The following is an 18,118-nucleotide window of genomic DNA, read 5'->3' as shown; positions in this document are numbered from 1 at the left end:
CGTTTGTGGGAGAGTAGGTCGTTGCCTTTTTTGGAAACCCTTCATAGAAATATGAAGGGTTTTTTGTGTTTGTATATGAATGTGCCATTTCTTCGTTGTATATTGCTAGGCCATTATAGGATAGCTTACTTTAAATACTATTATAGTTTATTTCAATTTTAACTATTTGAATTTTTAAGGTGTGCTATTATGATTAAACTCAATTAAAATTAAACTAATATCTCATGTTTTCTACCCACTTATTTAGGAGCCTTTTGTGCTCTATTATGTTTTTAATAGGTTATAATGCTCAATGTCAAGATGTGACTTTTACAATGAGTCAAATAGGATCTAATAATTTACTGAATACACCATTAGATTTAAATTATGGTCCAGATGGTTACCTTTGGGTGACAGAGAAGAATGATGGAATAGTGGTTAGGATAGATTTGAATACGGCTAATAGAGATGTGCTTATTACAATACCGGATGCTTTTTCAAGTGGAGGACAAGATGGGCTTTTAGGTTTGGCTTTTGATGCCGGTTTTCTTTCAGGAAGTCCATACGTCTATTTATCCTACTCTGTTGGCACTAGCTTAAATAATGTCAAACAAAAGTTGGTTCGCTATACCTATAGTTCGAATGGAAATGACGGTTCTTTGTCATCTCCATTGGTGTTAATTGAAAATCTTCCTGCCAGTAATGATCATAATTCAGGTAAGTTGGTTTTTGGAACCGATGGTAAACTTTATTATACAATAGGCGATCAAGGGAATAGAGATTGTTCAACTAATTTGGCTCAATTTTTGCCAACCCAGCAGGAAATTGATTCCGAAGATTGGTCGAAATATCCGGGTAAAATTTTAAGGCTTAATACAGATGGATCTATTCCAGGAGATAATCCCATTCTTAATAATGTAAGAAGCCATATTTACTCTTATGGGCATCGTAATCCTCAAGGACTTGTTTTAGGTAGTAATGGAGTGTTGTATTCTAGTGAGCACGGACCAAGTTCTGATGATGAAGTCAATATTATAAATTCAGGAAAAAATTACGGTTGGCCATATGTTGCAGGTCTTAAGGATAACCTTCATGATGGAGCTATCTGTAATGCCGCAAACGAAACCGCATTTACAGCTTCAAATTACCAAGACCCTATAATGTCTATGTTTGTTTCTACTACACCGCAAGATCCAAATTGCACCGATTCTTGGATGTGTCGAGCTAATATAGCGCCTTCAGGAATGGATATTTATGAAAGTAACACGATTCCTTCATGGAAAAATTCTTTACTTGTCACTAGCTTGAAAAGAGGAAGAATTTACAAATTGAATCTAAATGAGAACGGTACCGTAGTTGATCAGGAAAATATAACTCAACATTTTTATACCCAAAATCGTTATCGGGACATAGTAGTGTCTCCTGACGGAAAATCAATTTATATTATAACAGATTCATCAGGAAAAACGTCTGACGAATCCAGTATGAATGTCGTTACAAGCCTAGATAACCCGGGCTCTATATTGAGATTCGCATACGATGAAGCACTGTCTATTGGTGAAAATGAATTCGCATCAACATTGAAAGTTTGGCCCAATCCTGCTCAGCATTCATTGTTTATTAAGTTAAACGAAAAATACAATAAAGGTTTTAAAGCTGAATTAATAAATTCTGTCGGTCAAATTGTAAAACAATCTGAAGAGCTAAAATTAGGCCTGAATGAAATAAAAATTGAAGGGTTTCCTGCTGGAGTTTATGTTTTAAAGCTTTCCTCTGGAAATAGATTTTTGCAAAAACAAGTGGTTCTGTACTAATGGGAACTACTTTCAAAAACAAAAAACCCTGTAAACATTACTGTTTCAGGGTTTTTTTTGTGGTACCTCCAGGAATCGAACCAGGGACACAAGGATTTTCAGTCCTTTGCTCTACCAACTGAGCTAAGGTACCTCGCCAAAGCGGTTGCAAATATATGCTCATTTTTATAATTACCCAAAATAAAAATGCAAAAAAATATAAAGCAACCCTATTTTTTTGCACCCTAAACATTAACTCATTTATATTTAATATAATAAGGCGTTATTAGTTAAATATTGTTAGTGGTTTTGTAAATTTAGCCATTTTTAGAATTAAAATGAACTTAATTATAGATGTAGGGAATACGTATGTTAAGTTGGCTGTATTCAATGGTTCTCTTTTAGAATACAGGAATACTGTTAAGATAGAATCAGTTTTAAAGGCCATCGAAAGGGTGAGGCATGATTTTGTTTCTATAGAAAGAGCCATCGTGTCTTCGGTCGGAAGGCTTAATTCAAATGATGTTCATCAAATTTCAAATTATTTCAATTTACTGGTTTTAAATTCAGATACTGATTTGCCTTTTACCAATTTATACGAAACGCCCAAAACCTTGGGGGTCGATAGAATGGCTTTAGTTAGTGCGTCAGTTAGTCAGTTTCCAAAAAACGATGTGCTAATTATTGATGCGGGTACTTGTATAACATACGATTTTATTAATTCCCAAAACCATTATTTGGGAGGGGCCATCTCTCCAGGTTTGCGCATGCGCTATGAGTCTTTACATAATTTAACGGCCAATTTACCGTTTTTAAATACTGAAATCCCAAAGAAAATAACCGGAGCCTCTACAGAACAGTCTATACACTCAGGAGTGGTTAATGGTATTTTAAACGAAATAGATGGTGTAATAGAATCTTATAAACTTAAATATCCAGATTTAACAGTTATTTTAACAGGAGGCGACGCTAAATTTTTGTCAAAGCAATTAAAAAGTAGCATATTTGCCAATCTTAATTTTCTTTTAGAAGGTTTAAACTTTATTTTACAATATAACTCGGACGAATGACAAAAAAACTTGTATTAGTTTTTGCTTTAGTATTTACTATTTTTAGTTACGGACAAGAAGGGACAGCCTCCCCCTATTCTTTTTACGGCATAGGTAGCCTTAAATTAAAAGGAACTGTTGAAAACCGAAGCATGGGTGGTCTAAGCATATATAACGATAGTATTCATGTTAATTTACGTAATCCATCGTCCTATGCAGGAGAAAATGTTGGCATCTATCCTTTTGGAGGGGAGAGCAGGCCTGTTAAATTCACTGTTGGAGGCAGTTATTCCAGTAGAGATTTAAAGAGCGAGACTACTAGTGATAAAGCATCGTCTACAACTTTTGACTATTTGGCGCTATCGGTTCCTTTAGGGAAATTCGGTTTTGGATTTGGTTTATTGCCTTATACCTCAGTAGGATATAAGTTAGAGTCTTTAAACGATAATGAAGATATTGACAGTAGGTTTAAAGGTGAAGGTGGTGTTAATAAGGTCTTTTTAGGTTTCGGCTATCAAATAGCAAAAGGTTTAACGGCAGGTTTTGATGTACATTATAATTTTGGAAATATTCAAAATAGTGTGTTAAGCTATCAATATGATAATGGCGCACCCACTCAGTATCAAACAAGTGAAAGAAATAGGTCCGATTTAAGTGGTTTAAATGTTAATTTGGGAGTGTCCTATAAAACAATGTTAAAAAATAACTTGGAGCTTGTTTCAAGTGTAACTTTTACTCCAGAGAGCAAATTAACTTCAAAAAACGAAAGGTCGTTTTCTACAGTTAGTGTTAATTTATCAGGACAGGAATTTATAGTAAATACTATTCAAACCGATTTAGAAGCCATGGGGCTTGATGAAACTAATCTGGTTATGCCCACGCAATTAACCTTTGGCGCTGGTATAGGTAGACCTAGAAAATGGTTTGTAGGTGCAGAAACCAGTTTTCAGAAAACAAGTAATTTTAATAATGAATTGTATTCTTCTGGCCAAACAACTTACGAAGACGCCTATAGATTTTCGTTAGGTGGTTTTTATATTCCGGACTATAATTCATTTGATAGTTTTTGGAAACGTGTGGTTTACAGAGCTGGAATCAGGAATGAAGAAACGGGATTAAAAATTAAAAATGAGCCTATCAAAGAGTTTGGCATATCTTTTGGAGTAGGTTTGCCAGTTGGAGACGCCAGATTGTTGTCCAACGTCAATTTAGGTGTCGAATTTGGAAAAAGAGGAACTACCAATGGCAATTTAATACAAGAGAATTTTATTAATGTCCAATTAAGTTTATCTTTGAACGATAGATGGTTTCAGAAAAGAAAATATGATTAAAAGAACAAAATTATTATCATGAAAACTAAAATTACTTTATTAGCGTTTTTATTTATTGGATTAGGTTTTGGTTTTGCACAGCAAGATGAAGAGTGTATGACCAAGTTGTCTATTTTCCATGAATATACAAAAGCAAAAAATTACGATGCAGCCTACGAACCATGGATGGCGGTGAGAAATAAATGTCCAAAGTTTAATAATGCCATTTATGTAGATGGTGAGAAGATTTTGGAGGATAAAATAGAAAGAGCATCTGGCTCTGAAAAGGTGGCTTTAATAAACGATCTTTTAAAAATGTGGGAGCAAAGAGCAGAACATTTTTCTAGTAAAACACCAAAAGGAGAGTATGCCTCGAAAGCTTGCCAGTTGATGTATGACAACAGAAAAGAACTTGGTAAAACAAAAGAAGAGTTGTACGAGTGCTTTAACGCTGCGTACAATGATGATAAGGCTACTTTCACAAATCCCAAAAGCTTATATACTTACTTTTCTTTAATGGTTGATTTGTATGATGAAGGGAAAAAACCAGCTGCAGAATTGTTTAGTAAGTATGATGATGTAGTAGAGAAAGTAGAAGAAGAGGTTAAAAACTATTCCGAAAAGCTAAATAAACTTATTGAAAAGGATTCAACAGGTGCAACTTATACGAGTAAAGAAAAAAGTTATAAGAGATATTACGAAAGCTACTTAAAGGCTTACGATCAGATTTCAGAGAGTGTTGATGGAAAGTTAGGTCCTAGAGCAAATTGTGATAATTTAATTCCAATTTTCCAAAGAGATTTTGAAGAGAACAAAACCAATGCGGTTTGGTTACAAAGAGCCGCTGGGCAAATGTCTCAAAAAGACTGTACATCAGACCCCTTGTTCTTTAAATTGGTAAATGCTTACCACGATTTAAGTCCGTCATCAAAGTCAGCCTACTATTTAGGGTTGTTGAAAGATAAAGAAGGAGATACCAATGGTGCTATTCAATTTTTTGAGCAAGCCATTAGTTTAGAAACTGATGATTTCCAAAAATCAAAACTATACTATAGAATTGCCACTAAGCTAAAAGCTAGAGGAAGCTATGGCAAAGCAAGAAACTATTACGCTAATGCTCTTAAATTAAACCCATCAAACGGTCGTCCTTATTTGGCTATTGCAGCCATGTATGCGTCAAGTGCCAATAATTGTGGTGATACAACCTTTAATAAACGAGCCGTATATTGGTTGGCAGCCAAAGAGGCCCAAAAGGCTGCTAATATAGACCCGACACTTCGTAAGGCTGCAGCGCAATCTAAGGCAAATTATGAGGCAAAGGCACCATCAAGAGCTGATGTTTTCAGTTCTGGTAGATCAGGAGAAACTATAAATATTGGTTGTTGGATTGGGCGTTCTGTAACAGTGCCAAAAATGTAATGAAACAAAGGTTTTTACATAACATATTTAACATAGTCACAATATTTATTGTGACTATGTTTTTTTCATGCAACGACAGTTTGAAGGAGGTACAAAAAATTGGTATTTCAGAAAACGAACCCATTGGTGTAGATTATAATATGAACGTAAAGTATACCGATTCTGGTAGGGTTTCTGCTAACCTTATCAGTACAAAAATGTTGGATTACACCAATCGCGATTTTCCTTTCTATGAGTTTGTCGATGGCGTTACTTTGTATGTATACGATAAAGACAATAACAAAAATACTATAGTGGCCGATTACGCCATTGTTTATAAGAATACCGATTTAATAGACATGCGAAGCAACGTGGTTATCACTACACACGACAATAATGTTTTAAAAACCGATCAACTTTACTACGATCAAAAAAAAGATTGGTTATTTACCAACAAAACGGTTGAATTTCAAATTAAACAAGATCTTATTAAGGGAAATGGTTTTGACTCCGATTCAAAATTTGAAAATGCCCAAGTGCTCGAGGTTACGGGTATAATTACTATCGAAGAATAAATAATAACCTTCTGTACTGAGCAATTCAATTTTAATTATCTTTATACCCTAAATATTTATTCATGAAATTTTCTAAGATTTTTCAATACGCCTATTTGGTTTTTGCTGTTTTGTTTCTTTATGACGCTATCACGAAATGGAACGATGGAACCCATGGTGCCTATGTATCACTAGCCTTATCTGGTTTGGCGGTTTTTATGTTTTTCTTTAGGCAAAGGTTTAGAAAAAAATATGATAACAAAGATGATTCAAAATAAATGAGCGTTTATGTAATCATCATAATAACTTCACTCATCCTTTCGGCCTTTTTTTCAGGTATGGAAATTGCCTATGTGTCGTCTAACAAAATCCATATTGAAATTGAAAAAAAACAAGATGGGCTGCTTGCCAAAGCATTAAGGAAACTTACGGCCAGACCTTCAAAATTTATTACCACCATGCTAATTGGCAACAATATTGCGTTAGTGGTTTACGGTTTTTTTATGGGTGATTTGTTAGTAAACTGGTTTCAGTCCATGCTGCCTACCAATAGTGCTTTTGTAAACTATCTGTTAAACGATTTAAGTTTATTATCCCAAACGGTTATATCAACTTTCGTTATTTTAATTACCGCCGAATTTTTGCCCAAGGTATTTTTCCAGATTTATGCTAATACCTTAGTAAAGGCTTTGGCTGTGCCAGCATACTTTTTTTATATGCTGTTCACCTTAATATCAGAGTTTGTCATTTGGATTTCAGATATTATTTTAAAAGCATTCTTTAAAACCGAAGGAGACCAAATTCAATTGGCATTTACTAAAGTAGAGCTAGGGAATTACATCAGCGAGCAAATGGAGGCTGTTGAAGAGCATGATAATGTAGATAGTGAAATACAGATTTTTCAAAATGCTCTGGAATTTTCCGAAGTTAAAGCCAGGGAAGTTATGATACCTCGTACTGAAATAATCGCGGTAGAAATTAACGATACGGTAAAATCATTAAACACCCTTTTTACTGAAACTGGACGGACTAAAATTTTGGTCTATAAAGACACTATTGACGATATTTTGGGATATGTGCATTCTTTCGAGCTGTTTAAAAAAGCCAAAACCATACGGGCCATGCTTACACCTGTTGAGTTTGTGCCTGAAACCGTTCTTATAAAGGATGTGTTGAGCGTACTTACTAAAAAGCGACGCAGCATTGCTGTGGTTTTAGACGAATATGGGGGAACTTCGGGGATAATGACGGTGGAGGACATTATAGAAGAACTTTTTGGGGAAATTGAAGACGAACACGATTCTGATGATTCAATTGAGGAGAAAACTGATAAGGATACCTACCATTTTTCTGCAAGGTTAGAGGTTGATTATCTCAACGAAACCTATAAAGTAAACCTGCCCGAAGGCGAGAATTATGAAACCTTAGGAGGTCTTATTGTTAACCACACCGAAGAGATTCCTGCAAAAAACGATGTGGTTAAAATTGATAACTTTCAGTTTACCGTATTGGCTGTATCGAACACCAAGATTGACCTGGTTGAACTCAAAATGTTAGAGGACGATTAAAAAATTAACCTTTCAGTCGCTGTTTAACTTCTTCTTAAAAGAACTTTGGATTTCAGTTCAAATTGTTTTTAACATCACAATAAGTAAATAACCCTTTTATTATTAAATAGAAAATGGTATTTTCGCGCACGATATTTTTGTCGGTTATTGCGTAATTGACACCAACTTAACAACAAATCCAAACTTTTGGGTAATTAAAATTTAATTTACAAATGGCAGTTTTAAATAAGATAAGACAACGTTCACTATTCTTAATACTAATCATAGCATTGGCGCTATTCTCTTTTGTGTTGGCAGATTTGTTTAGAAACAGCGACGCCCTTACTTCGAAGTCGCAAAATGTAGTGGCAACCATAAACGGAAAAGATATTACTCGCGAAGATTTCTTGCAAAAAGTAGAAGCAGCACAACGCCAAGCAGGACCCAATGCAACAAACACTCAGGTAATGAACCGTGTTTGGGATCAAGAGGTAAGACAGGCGGTTATGGAAAGTCAGTTTGAAGAACTTGGTATTTCTGTTGAAAAAGACCAAATGCGTGATTTGTTAAAAACAGCCTTGGCATCTAGCCCAGAGTTTCAAAATGAAGCTGGCCTATTCGATGAAAATAAGTTGAACGAATATATTGCCAATTTAAAAGAAACTAGTGCTGCCGGTTACGAAGGTTGGATAAACTACGAAAACCAATTATCGCTAAACGCCCTAAACCAAAATTACTTTAACATGGTAAAAGCTGGGTTAACAGGTACTTTAGCCGAGGGTGAATTAGAGCACAAGTTAGAAGGTAACAAGGTAGATATAAAATACGTTCAAGTATCTTATAGTACGATTCCAGATAGTACGGTTCAGGTTTCAAAATCTGATATTTCAAGCTACATTAAAGACAACAAAAAGCAATTTGAAGTAGAGGCGTCAAGAGATATTCGCTTCGTTCAGTTTGATGAAGTTGCTTCTGTAGAGGATGAAGCTAATATAAAAGCGGAGCTTGAAACTTATGTGAACGGAAGGTTGGTTGATGAAAGAGGAAGAAAAGATACTATTGTTGCTTTTTCAGATGTAAAGGATAATGAAGAATACATCAACTCGATAACTAGGTCTGATCTAAAGTTTGATGATCGTTTCTTATTTAAGTCAAGTTTACCAACTGAGGTGGCTGATGATATCATTGGCTTAAACGAAGGTGAAGTTTATGGCCCATACAAAGACAATAGCTACTTTAAGATTTCTAAAGTTGTTGCCGTAAAGCAAATACCAGATTCAGCAAAAGTCCGTCATATATTAATTCCGTTTGTGGGAGCACAAAGTGCAGGTCCAGATGTAACACAAACTGAAACAGAAGCTAAAAATACGGCCGATAGTTTGTTGGCTGTTTTAAAAACAAATCGTTCAAAATTTCCAGATTTTGTTACTGATTTTTCATCAGATCAAGGTAGTGTAGATAAGGGTGGTCGTTACGATTGGCATCCGTACAATACCATGGTTCCTGAATTTAATGACTTTGAGTTTGAAGGTAAAACAGGAGATTTAGGGGTTGTAAAAACTGTTTTCGGTTTCCATATTATAGAAATTGAAGGTCAAAAAGACCCTAAAAAAGCAGTTCAGGTTGGAACTATTGCAAGAAAAATAGAACCTTCTGAAGCTACAACCGATAAAGTTTTTAGAGATGCTTCAAATTTTGAAATAGAAGCAGGTAAAGGTGATTTTGAAGGCGTTGCTAAGGAAAGTGGTTTTACTGTAAGACCGGTAAACGGTATGAAGGCTTTAGATGAAAGTATTCCTGGAGTAGGCAACCAAAGACAGATTGTTCGATGGTCTTTTAACGAAGAGTCTGAGGTTGGTGAAATCAAACGTTTCAATATACCTGGTGGTTATGTTATAGCACAATTAGTGGCTAAGCATGAAGCAGGATTGATGTCTGCTGAAGATGCTACGGCCCAAGTTTTGCCTATACTTAAAAAAGAAAAGAAATCTGAAATTATTAGAGAACGTGTTTCTGCAACGACATTGGAAGATTTAGCGGCAGCCGAAAAAACAACTGTTAGAACGGCTAATGGTGTTAACATGAAAAACCCAACTATTTCTGGGGCAGGTAGAGAACCATTAGTGGTAGGAGCTGCTTTTGGGTTGGATGAAGGAGAAACATCAAACTTAATTGATGGTTCTAATGGTGTCTATATGATACAGGTAATTAAAAAGACACCTGCAGTTGAGTTGGATAATTATCAAGCTTCCGCAAACCGTGTAGCTACCCAAAAGGCAAGTGCAGTTAACTCAAAAGTATACAACGCATTAAAAAATGCTGCGGATATTGAAGATAACAGAGTGCAAATTCAAATTCAATAAAAAAGAAGTTATATAGAATGTAAATTAAAAGCTCCGTTATTCGGAGTTTTTTTGTTTAAGAATGTTTTCGATTGTTAGTTGGAATTTCTTTAAGTGCTACAAAAATTAAATTTACAGCACCATATCACAATAGGGAATAACCGTATTAAAACCTTTAGTTTTAAAATACGTTGTTGGATCGGTTGTAGAAGTTGCTAAAATAAAATCGCCCCCCCACGCACCGAGACTTTTAATAGCACCATTAAAATCTTTGAAAAGCAAATGCTTTACCGGTGTCTGATTAGTGATTTTTCCAATTAAGACTTCATGTAATTGTAATAAAGATTCAAATTCTGCAAGACTTTTGGCCGCTATCGTTTTTTCTGTAAGTTCATTAATTTGTTTAATTATTTCTTTAGAATTGCCTTTATTGGCATGATAATGTTTTATGCCCTCTCGGCTGTTTTGTTTTTTGTTTAAGTGTATGAAGTATAAATGGCCTTTAAACTCAGGATTAAAATCTATTAGATTTATCGTTGGAGTGTTATTTTTTATTTGGTAAGTAATGGCACTATTATTTTGTGCACAGGCAATATCGTATCCACTACCACCAAAGGTTTTGTCCAAAAGCTGATATGCGTCAATATTTGCCCATTTCGCGATATTATTAATTAAGGTGGAAGAAGTACCCAGTCCCCAATTTTTCGGAAAATCCAGCTTGGTTATTACTTTATATCCTTCGGAATGATTTAAAAAACTAGGATTCAGTGTTTTTACAGCATTTAAGATTTGAATAAGTCTTTTCGAAACGTCGTTAGCGGAATTCTTAGTCAAGATCGTTTTATTTAAAAAAAACTCATTTTCAAACCAAACCTCACCTTTTTCATCCAAACTTTTCCAGAAAATTTTTGGATTATCAATAGGTTCGATGGATAAAGATTGTCCAAATTTAGTAGGAACAGCAATAGATAACGCCCCATCGAGCACTACATATTCGCCGGTTATCAATAATTTTCCGTTGCTCTTGAAATTTTTCAACCCTTCAGTCTTAGTTGTTTGATGGCTTTGGTTACTGCGCTATGCGTAACAGTTTTGTCTTTAAAATAATCTGTTAATTGCTCCTTTTCTTTGTCGTTGGCTTCAAACTGATTTAAAATATTCATTAAATGCATTTTCATATGCCCCTGTTGTATGCCCGTTGTGGTAAGCGAACGCAATGCTGCAAAGTTTTGTGCTAAACCTGCAACGGCAACAATTTGCATTAACTCTTTGGCTGAAGGATTATGTAATAATTCCAGTGCTAATTTTACTAATGGGTGTAATCCAGTTAAACCACCAACAGTACCTAAGGCTAAAGGTATTTCAATCCAAAATTTAAAAATACCATCTTCAACTTTTGCGTAGGTTAAACTGCTATAGCGACCTTTTCTTGAGGCATAGGCATGTACGCCAGCTTCAATGGCCCTAAAATCATTGCCTGTGGCTAGAACAACGGCATCAATACCGTTCATCACACCTTTGTTATGCGTAACTGCTCTGAAGGGCTCAACTTCAGCTATCCTAACTGCACGGACAAACTTTTTGGCAAAGGCTTCGCCAGAAATATGGCCTTCGTTTAAATCTTCAACTTTACAACTTACTTCGGCTCTAACCAAACAATCGGGAACATAATTTGATAAAATGCTCATAACCACATCCATTTGTTTTTCCTCTTCGGAAAATAAATGAAACGACAGGGCTTCTGTCTTAAATGTTTTAGCAAACTGCTCTAAACATGAGTTTATAAAATTTGCGCCCATAGCATTTAGTGTCTCAAAAGAGGCATGTAGCTGGTAATAATTAGGAATGTCTTGGGTTTTGTTTCTTAATTCAATATCTAATATGCCACCGCCACGTTTTTTCATGTTTTTGCTAATGTCCTCGGTGTCTTCAATAAGTTTGGACTTTACATGGTTGAAGTATACCTGTAATTTTTCAAAATCTCCGTTGTAAATAAAATGAACCTGCCCAATTTTGGTGGTTGAAATCACTTGGGTTTTAAAACCACCTCTTTTCAACCAAAATTTGGCAGCCTTACTTGCTGCTGCGACTACCGAACTTTCCTCAATTGCCATTGGAATGGTGTAAAGTTTGCCGTTAATTAAAAAGTTTGGAGCAACGCCAAGTGGTAAATAATAGTTGGTTATGGTGTTTTCAATAAACTCATCATGCAGTTGTTGCAGTTTTTCATTACTATTCCAATATTGTTCTAAAATATCTCGGGCATCATGGGCATCCGAAAAATAGGTGTTTACAATCCATTCAATTTTTTTTGACTTGGATAGTTTTGAAAAGCCGGCGATGGGTTTACTCATAATTTGTTAGTTAGCCATGCAAAGATACCACTCTTGATATGAATATGGAATATGCGTATTAAAACGACGTTATTTAAGTGTTAATATTTGCGTTTTTTGCATAATTTTTAGTAAACTTGACTTCATTTTATGAAAAAAATATTTTTTTTGATGAATTACCGAAAATACTCCTTTTGTGTTTGCTTATTTATAACTTCATTTTTATCGGCGCAGACCAAAGAAATTACCCTTGAAGACATTTGGAAATATGGAACTTTCAGAACGGAAAGCATGGATGCTTTGCACTCCATGAACAATGGCCAACAGTATTCGGTTTTAAATTTTGACCGAGGTACGCGAAGCACTTCAGTTGATGTTTACGATTACAAAACTTTGAAAAAAGTAAATACTTTGGTAAGCAGTGCCAACCTGGATGCCATTCCTTATTTTACCGATTATACATTTAGTAAGGATGAGCAGAAGTTGCTTTTGGCCACAAACCAAGAATCTATATATAGGTGGTCTTCAAAGGGGCACTATTTTGTCTATGATGTAAAGAGAACGAGTTTGTCTTTAATTGACGAAGACAAAATACAAGAACCCCTGTTTTCACCAGATGGTACCAAGGTGGTTTTTGCCAAAGAAAATAATTTATTTATAAAAGATTTAGGTTCTGAAAAAACAACCCAAATTACTTTTGACGGAAAGAAGAACGAAATAATAAACGGTATTGGCGATTGGGTTTACCAAGAGGAGTTTTCGGAAAGCCCGGTGTCCTTTAAAAAACCTTTTACGTTTGTTCGTGCCTTTGATTGGAATGCAGATAGCAACAAGATAGCATTCATACGTTTTGACGAAACCGAGGTGCCCGAATTTTCAATGGATATTTATGGTCAAGATCTCTATCAAACACAACAGGTTTTTAAGTACCCTAAGGCAGGTGAACCTAACTCAAAAGTATCACTTCACATTTATAGTTTAGGCACAAAAAAAACAAATAAGGTTGAAGTTGATAAGGCTTATAACGATTTTTATATTCCAAGAATGAAATGGACCCAGAATCCAAATGTGTTGAGCGCACAATATATGAACCGCCATCAAAACGAACTGGACTTATGGATGATAAATACTGAAAAGAATAAGGCTGATTTGGTGGTTGCTGAAGAAGATGATGCTTATGTTGAATTATCCACTAGCTTAACCTTTTTAAAGGATGATAGTTTTATTTGGACTAGTGAAAAAGATGGTTTTAATCATATTTATCACTACAATAAAGATGGAAAGTTAATTAATCAGGTAACAAAGGGCAATTGGGAGGTCACTAATTATTATGGTTATGACGAAGATAACAGCACGGTTTTTTATCAATCTACTGAAAATGGATCTATAAATAGAGACGTTTATTCCATAAAATTAAATGGTAGAAATAAAGAACGGTTGACTAAAACTGTTGGCACGAATAATGCCGTTTTTAACACGGATTACTCATATTTTATCAATACCTTTTCAAGTGCTACAACACCACCTGAATATACATTAAATAGTGCCTCTTCAGGAAATGTCATCAAAAGCATTGAAGATAACGATGTGCTTGCCCAAAAGTTGTCGAACTATAAGACTTCAAAAAAGGAATTTAGTACTATCCATGTTAACGGAAACGATTTAAATATGTGGATGATTAAGCCTGCCGATTTTGATGAAAATCAACAATATCCATTGTTAATGTATCAATATTCTGGTCCAGGTTCGCAGGAGGTTAAAAACCAATGGAACGAGCCAAATGATTATTGGTTTCAATATTTGACACAGAAAGGCTACGTAATTGCTTGTGTTGATGGACGCGGTACGGGTTACAAGGGTGCTGCTTTTAAAAAAGTAACTCAAAACCAACTTGGTAAGTATGAAGTTGAAGACCAAATTACAGCAGCAAAGCAACTGGGCGAATTGTCGTATATTGATTCCAGCCGAATAGGAATATGGGGTTGGAGTTATGGAGGTTACCTGAGTAGCAATGCGTTGTTTCAAGGAAACAATGTGTTTAAAATGGCCATTGCTGTTGCTCCGGTAGGTAGTTGGCGTTTTTATGATTCCATTTATACAGAACGTTTTATGACAACTCCTCAAGAAAACCCATCAGGCTATGACGATAACTCACCAATTAATCATGTTGATAAATTAAAGGGTGATTTTCTTTTGGTACATGGTTCTGGAGATGATAATGTACATGTGCAAAATACCATGCGACTTGCCGAGGCCTTAATTCAGGCCGATAAACAATTTGATTGGGCGATATATCCCGATAAAAATCATGGTATTTATGGAGGCAATACAAGGCTTCATTTATACAAAAAAATGACCAATTTTATTAACGAAACGCTCGGCGATAAAATAGCTAAGGAAGAAAAATAAGAATAAGAAAAAGTTAAAAGATAACTATAAATAACTAACCAAGAATAACAAATATGTCAGAATCAGCTTTAAAACCGCATCAAAAAGAACTATTTGGGCAGCCCATAGGTTTGTATATTTTATTTTTAACTGAAATGTGGGAGCGTTTTTCATACTATGGTATGAGAGCGTTGCTGGTACTTTACATGACTACTAATGCTATGGGAACAGATCCTAGAGGAGCAGGTTTGGGCTGGACCAATCAAGAAGCTTTGGCACTGTATGGCTGGTACACCATGTTGGTCTATGTCATGTCTATTCCCGGGGGAATGATTGCCGATAAACTAATTGGGCAGAAAAAGGCTGTGTTGTGGGGGGCCGTTATTCTGTGTCTCGGCCACGGTGTTTTGGTGTTAACTGATATTTGGGCATTTTATACAGGCCTTGGTTTGGTGATACTCGGCGTGGGGTTGTTAAAACCCAATATATCAACTATGGTTGGCGGACTTTATAAGCAAGGTGATATTAGAAGAGATAAAGGTTTTAGTATTTTTTACATTGGTATTAATTTAGGTTCCTTGTTAGCTACATTAACTGTTGGTCTGGTAGTTGTTGAATGGGGTTGGCATGCCGGATTTGGTTTGGCAGGGGTTGTAATGGTTTTAGGGCTGATTAACTACATTGGTGGAAAAAAATATTTAAGTCAAGTTGGGAACTTCGAGCCTAGTACAAATGATGAAGATGAAGTGTCTTATGGCAAACTCTACTCCAAACTTTTTAGTTCGCCAAAACAATTGGTTATTACTGGTATATTGCTTTTAGCCTCTTTTATAGGTTGGTATTTTATGGATTGGGGTTACGGCTTGTTGTTTGTGTTCTTAACCGCCATTGCGGCTTTGATGATGATGATTTACAGAGAATTGAACTCACAAGTTTACAAAGACCGTTTTGTGGTATTACTGCTCTCATTCATCATGGTAATTATTTTCTGGGGGGCTTTTGAGCAAGCAGGTGGCTTGATGAATCTTTACACCGATACCAAAACCGATAGAGTACTATTTGGATGGGAAATCCCAACGGTAATGTTTCAAAGTTTGAACGCCGGTTTTATTATTTTATTTGCAACATTAGTAGCAAGTATTTGGGCAAAAAGACAATTAAAGGGAAAAGAAGCCTCTTCATTATTTAAAATGGCTTTAGGTATTATAATAATGGGCTTTGGCTTTTTGTTTATGGTATTTGCAGCTATGGAATTTGAAAAATCAGGAACTTCAAGTATGATTTGGTTAGTGTTAGCTTATTTGTTTCATACGTTGGGTGAATTGTGTTTATCTCCAGTGGCACTATCTTTTATAACGAAACTAGCTCCAGCTAAATATGCATCCTTGATGATGGGGGTTTATTTCGCGTCATCTGGATTGGGAAATAAAGTAGCCGGTATTGTAGGCGAGTCTGCCTCAGAATTTGGGGAATATACTATCTTTTCAGGAATATTGATTTTTACAGTTATAGTGGGTACATTATTTATTTTCCTTCTTAAGCCATTAAAACGATTAACCCATGGAGCAGAAGATAATGAACGAATGATGCATTATGATGAAGCAGAAGGTTTTGAACTGGCAGACAACTAAAATTATCAAATATGACACAAAACTCAACCGACCAATTTTTTAAAGACAAAGTTTTAGGGCATCCATCAGGACTATTTGTTTTATTTTTTACTGAAATGTGGGAGCGGTTTTCCTACTATGGTATGCGGGCTATATTAGTTATCTTTTTAACAGGAGCACTTATTGGGGATAATCCGGGTTGGGAATGGAGTTCTTCAGCTGCTTTATCACTTTTAGGCACCTATGCCATGCTGGTTTATTTAACGCCTTTAATTGGGGGTTGGCTGGCTGATAATAAAATTGGCTATAAAATGGCTGTTGTTATTGGGGCTTTGCTCATGACCATGGGCCATGCTTCAATGGCGGTAGAGACGCCAACATTTTTATACATTGGTATTGCACTTTTAATTTTAGGTAATGGATTTTTTAAACCCAATATGACTTCTATTATATCTAAAATGTATGAGGGTCATGATGAAAAAAAAGATGGCGCTTATAATATTTTTTACATGGGTGTAAATGCTGGAGCGTTTATTGGTATAATGCTTTGTGGCTGGGTTGGCGAGAAAATTGGATGGAGTTATGGTTTTGGTTTAGCAGGCATATTCATGCTATTGGGAATGCTCCAGTTTTATTTTGCACAGCCCCTTTTTGGAAATATAGGAGATAAGCCTGTTAAAATTGTTTATGAAGAAATTGAAAATATAGGGGAGAAAAATGACAGTACAAAAGCTTTTACGAAGCTAAATCCTTTTTTGACGGTTGATTATATTTTAGTGGGGGTGTTTGCAATTTCTGCCCTAATATTTATTATTAATGATCCTTTGAGTAAAATTGGAAATATTCAAACTTTCAATTACACTGTTGCAGGACTGGACGATTCATTGTTTTTTGCGTTGTTAGCTGCTATAACCTTTGTTTTACTTTTGTTGATTAGGATTCCAAGATACGTGGCTATTGAAAGGGACAAAATGATTGCTTTTTCAATTTTTTGTTTGTTTACTATTTTTTTCTGGGCCGCTTTTGAGCAAGCAGCGGGTTCATTGCCTATTTATACACGAGACTATACCAATAGAATTTTAGAAGGCACGGCTGCAACCACCTTTAAGGTTGTTGATTTAATTGTTACCATAGTGCCACTGGGAATTATAACCTATGTTTTGCTTAGCTTATTCAAAAAAACCTTTAATAGGATTGGACTTTCAAATATTATTCTAGGTTTTAGCTTTGTTATAGTTTGGGCTATTGTACTTTACAAAATTTATATAGAATATCAGTCAACCGAGACGGAAGTTCCTGTAACTTGGTTTGCCATACTCAATTCTTTATTTATTATCATGTTTGCGCCGTTGTTTACAAAATGGTGGGACAGCAAATATAATCCACCCGCCTCGGTGAAGTATTTTTTGGGACTTTTCCTTTTAGGGTTAGGTTTTTCTTTTTTAGCCTTTGGGGCAAAGGATGTACCAGACGGTGCGCAAACGGCAAGTTTAAGTATGGCTTGGTTAGTTTTTGCATATTTGTTTCATACTTTGGGAGAATTGTGTTTATCTCCAATGGGTTTGTCATATTTAAGTAAGCTTGTTCCTGCTCGAATGGTCGCCTTTATGTTTGGCGTTTATTATTTGGCTATAGCAATTGGCAATAAGTTGGCACATTATATTGGGGGAGATATTGAAAATATTACCAGAGAACATGGTCTTTCTTCGTTCTTTTTAATTTTTACTATTATCCCAATTGGATTAGGCATCGTTTCTTTACTGCTACATCCAGTACTCAAAAAACTCATGCATGGCGTCCGTTAGTTTAAAATTA

At 35.4% G+C, this 18,118-nt stretch carries 13 protein-coding genes and 1 tRNA gene; 11 read left to right on the top strand and 3 right to left on the bottom strand.

Annotated features, from left to right (window positions below; genetic code table 11):
• Nucleotides 1-314: 314 nt before the first annotated feature.
• Nucleotides 315-1,793 (top strand): PQQ-dependent sugar dehydrogenase, encoded by a 1,479-nt coding sequence (locus ACIEHO_RS13280; protein ID WP_406972496.1) that lies wholly within the window; start codon nucleotides 315-317, stop codon nucleotides 1,791-1,793.
• A gap of 60 nt (nucleotides 1,794-1,853) precedes the next feature.
• On the opposite strand, the gene ACIEHO_RS13275 is transcribed toward ACIEHO_RS13280, so the two are convergent.
• Nucleotides 1,854-1,926, bottom strand: a tRNA-Phe gene (locus tag ACIEHO_RS13275).
• 184 nt (nucleotides 1,927-2,110) lie between these two features.
• Between ACIEHO_RS13275 and ACIEHO_RS13270 the strand changes: the two genes are divergently transcribed.
• From ACIEHO_RS13270 to ACIEHO_RS13240, 7 genes are all read left to right on the top strand, one after another.
• Entirely contained in the window at nucleotides 2,111-2,842 is a 732-nt protein-coding gene (locus tag ACIEHO_RS13270; RefSeq protein WP_406972494.1) for a type III pantothenate kinase, read from the top strand.
• Nucleotides 2,839-4,152, top strand: coding sequence for a hypothetical protein (locus tag ACIEHO_RS13265; protein WP_406972492.1), 1,314 nt, complete (start codon nucleotides 2,839-2,841; stop codon nucleotides 4,150-4,152). The genes ACIEHO_RS13270 and ACIEHO_RS13265 overlap by 4 nt, the downstream gene beginning before the upstream one ends.
• 18 nt (nucleotides 4,153-4,170) lie before the next feature.
• Nucleotides 4,171-5,550 (top strand): hypothetical protein, encoded by a 1,380-nt coding sequence (locus ACIEHO_RS13260; RefSeq protein ID WP_406972490.1) that lies wholly within the window; start codon nucleotides 4,171-4,173, stop codon nucleotides 5,548-5,550.
• A complete protein-coding gene (gene lptC, locus ACIEHO_RS13255) occupies nucleotides 5,550-6,104 on the top strand; it encodes an LPS export ABC transporter periplasmic protein LptC (protein WP_406972488.1) in 555 nt (184 codons plus the stop codon). The genes ACIEHO_RS13260 and lptC overlap by 1 nt, the downstream gene beginning before the upstream one ends.
• Nucleotides 6,105-6,166: 62 nt before the next feature.
• The gene (locus tag ACIEHO_RS13250) at nucleotides 6,167-6,361 is read left to right on the top strand and encodes a hypothetical protein (RefSeq protein WP_406972486.1); all 195 of its coding nucleotides are present in this window, start codon (nucleotides 6,167-6,169) and stop codon (nucleotides 6,359-6,361) included.
• Nucleotides 6,362-7,651: a hemolysin family protein gene (locus ACIEHO_RS13245; protein WP_406972483.1), complete on the top strand. Its 1,290-nt coding sequence runs from the start codon at nucleotides 6,362-6,364 to the stop codon at nucleotides 7,649-7,651.
• Nucleotides 7,652-7,863: 212 nt separating this feature from the next.
• On the top strand, nucleotides 7,864-9,993 hold the full coding sequence (locus ACIEHO_RS13240; protein ID WP_406972481.1) for a peptidylprolyl isomerase: 2,130 nt from the start codon (nucleotides 7,864-7,866) through the stop codon (nucleotides 9,991-9,993).
• A 111-nt stretch (nucleotides 9,994-10,104) separates the two neighbouring features.
• Here the strand turns inward: ACIEHO_RS13240 and ACIEHO_RS13235 are convergent, their stop codons facing one another.
• The gene (locus ACIEHO_RS13235) at nucleotides 10,105-11,010 is read right to left on the bottom strand and encodes a GYDIA family GHMP kinase (RefSeq protein ID WP_406972479.1); all 906 of its coding nucleotides are present in this window, start codon (nucleotides 11,008-11,010) and stop codon (nucleotides 10,105-10,107) included.
• A complete protein-coding gene (locus ACIEHO_RS13230; protein ID WP_406972477.1) occupies nucleotides 11,007-12,326 on the bottom strand; it encodes a hydroxymethylglutaryl-CoA reductase, degradative in 1,320 nt (439 codons plus the stop codon). The genes ACIEHO_RS13235 and ACIEHO_RS13230 overlap by 4 nt, the downstream gene beginning before the upstream one ends.
• Before the next feature lie 150 nt (nucleotides 12,327-12,476).
• Between ACIEHO_RS13230 and ACIEHO_RS13225 the strand changes: the two genes are divergently transcribed.
• From ACIEHO_RS13225 to ACIEHO_RS13215, 3 genes are read left to right on the top strand one after another with little or no spacing between them, the layout of a single operon-like run.
• A complete protein-coding gene (locus ACIEHO_RS13225) occupies nucleotides 12,477-14,714 on the top strand; it encodes a S9 family peptidase (RefSeq protein ID WP_406972511.1) in 2,238 nt (745 codons plus the stop codon).
• 53 nt (nucleotides 14,715-14,767) lie between these two features.
• Nucleotides 14,768-16,324: a peptide MFS transporter gene (locus tag ACIEHO_RS13220; RefSeq protein WP_406972475.1), complete on the top strand. Its 1,557-nt coding sequence runs from the start codon at nucleotides 14,768-14,770 to the stop codon at nucleotides 16,322-16,324.
• 11 nt (nucleotides 16,325-16,335) lie between these two features.
• The gene (locus ACIEHO_RS13215) at nucleotides 16,336-18,108 is read left to right on the top strand and encodes a peptide MFS transporter (RefSeq protein WP_406972473.1); all 1,773 of its coding nucleotides are present in this window, start codon (nucleotides 16,336-16,338) and stop codon (nucleotides 18,106-18,108) included.
• The last annotated feature ends 10 nt before the right edge of the window (nucleotides 18,109-18,118 follow it).

It is taken from the genome of Flavisericum labens, assembly GCF_045446075.1.
GTDB classification, from domain to species: Bacteria; Bacteroidota; Bacteroidia; order Flavobacteriales; family Flavobacteriaceae; genus Flavisericum; species Flavisericum labens.
This window is presented reverse-complemented; position numbering and strand designations above follow the sequence as displayed.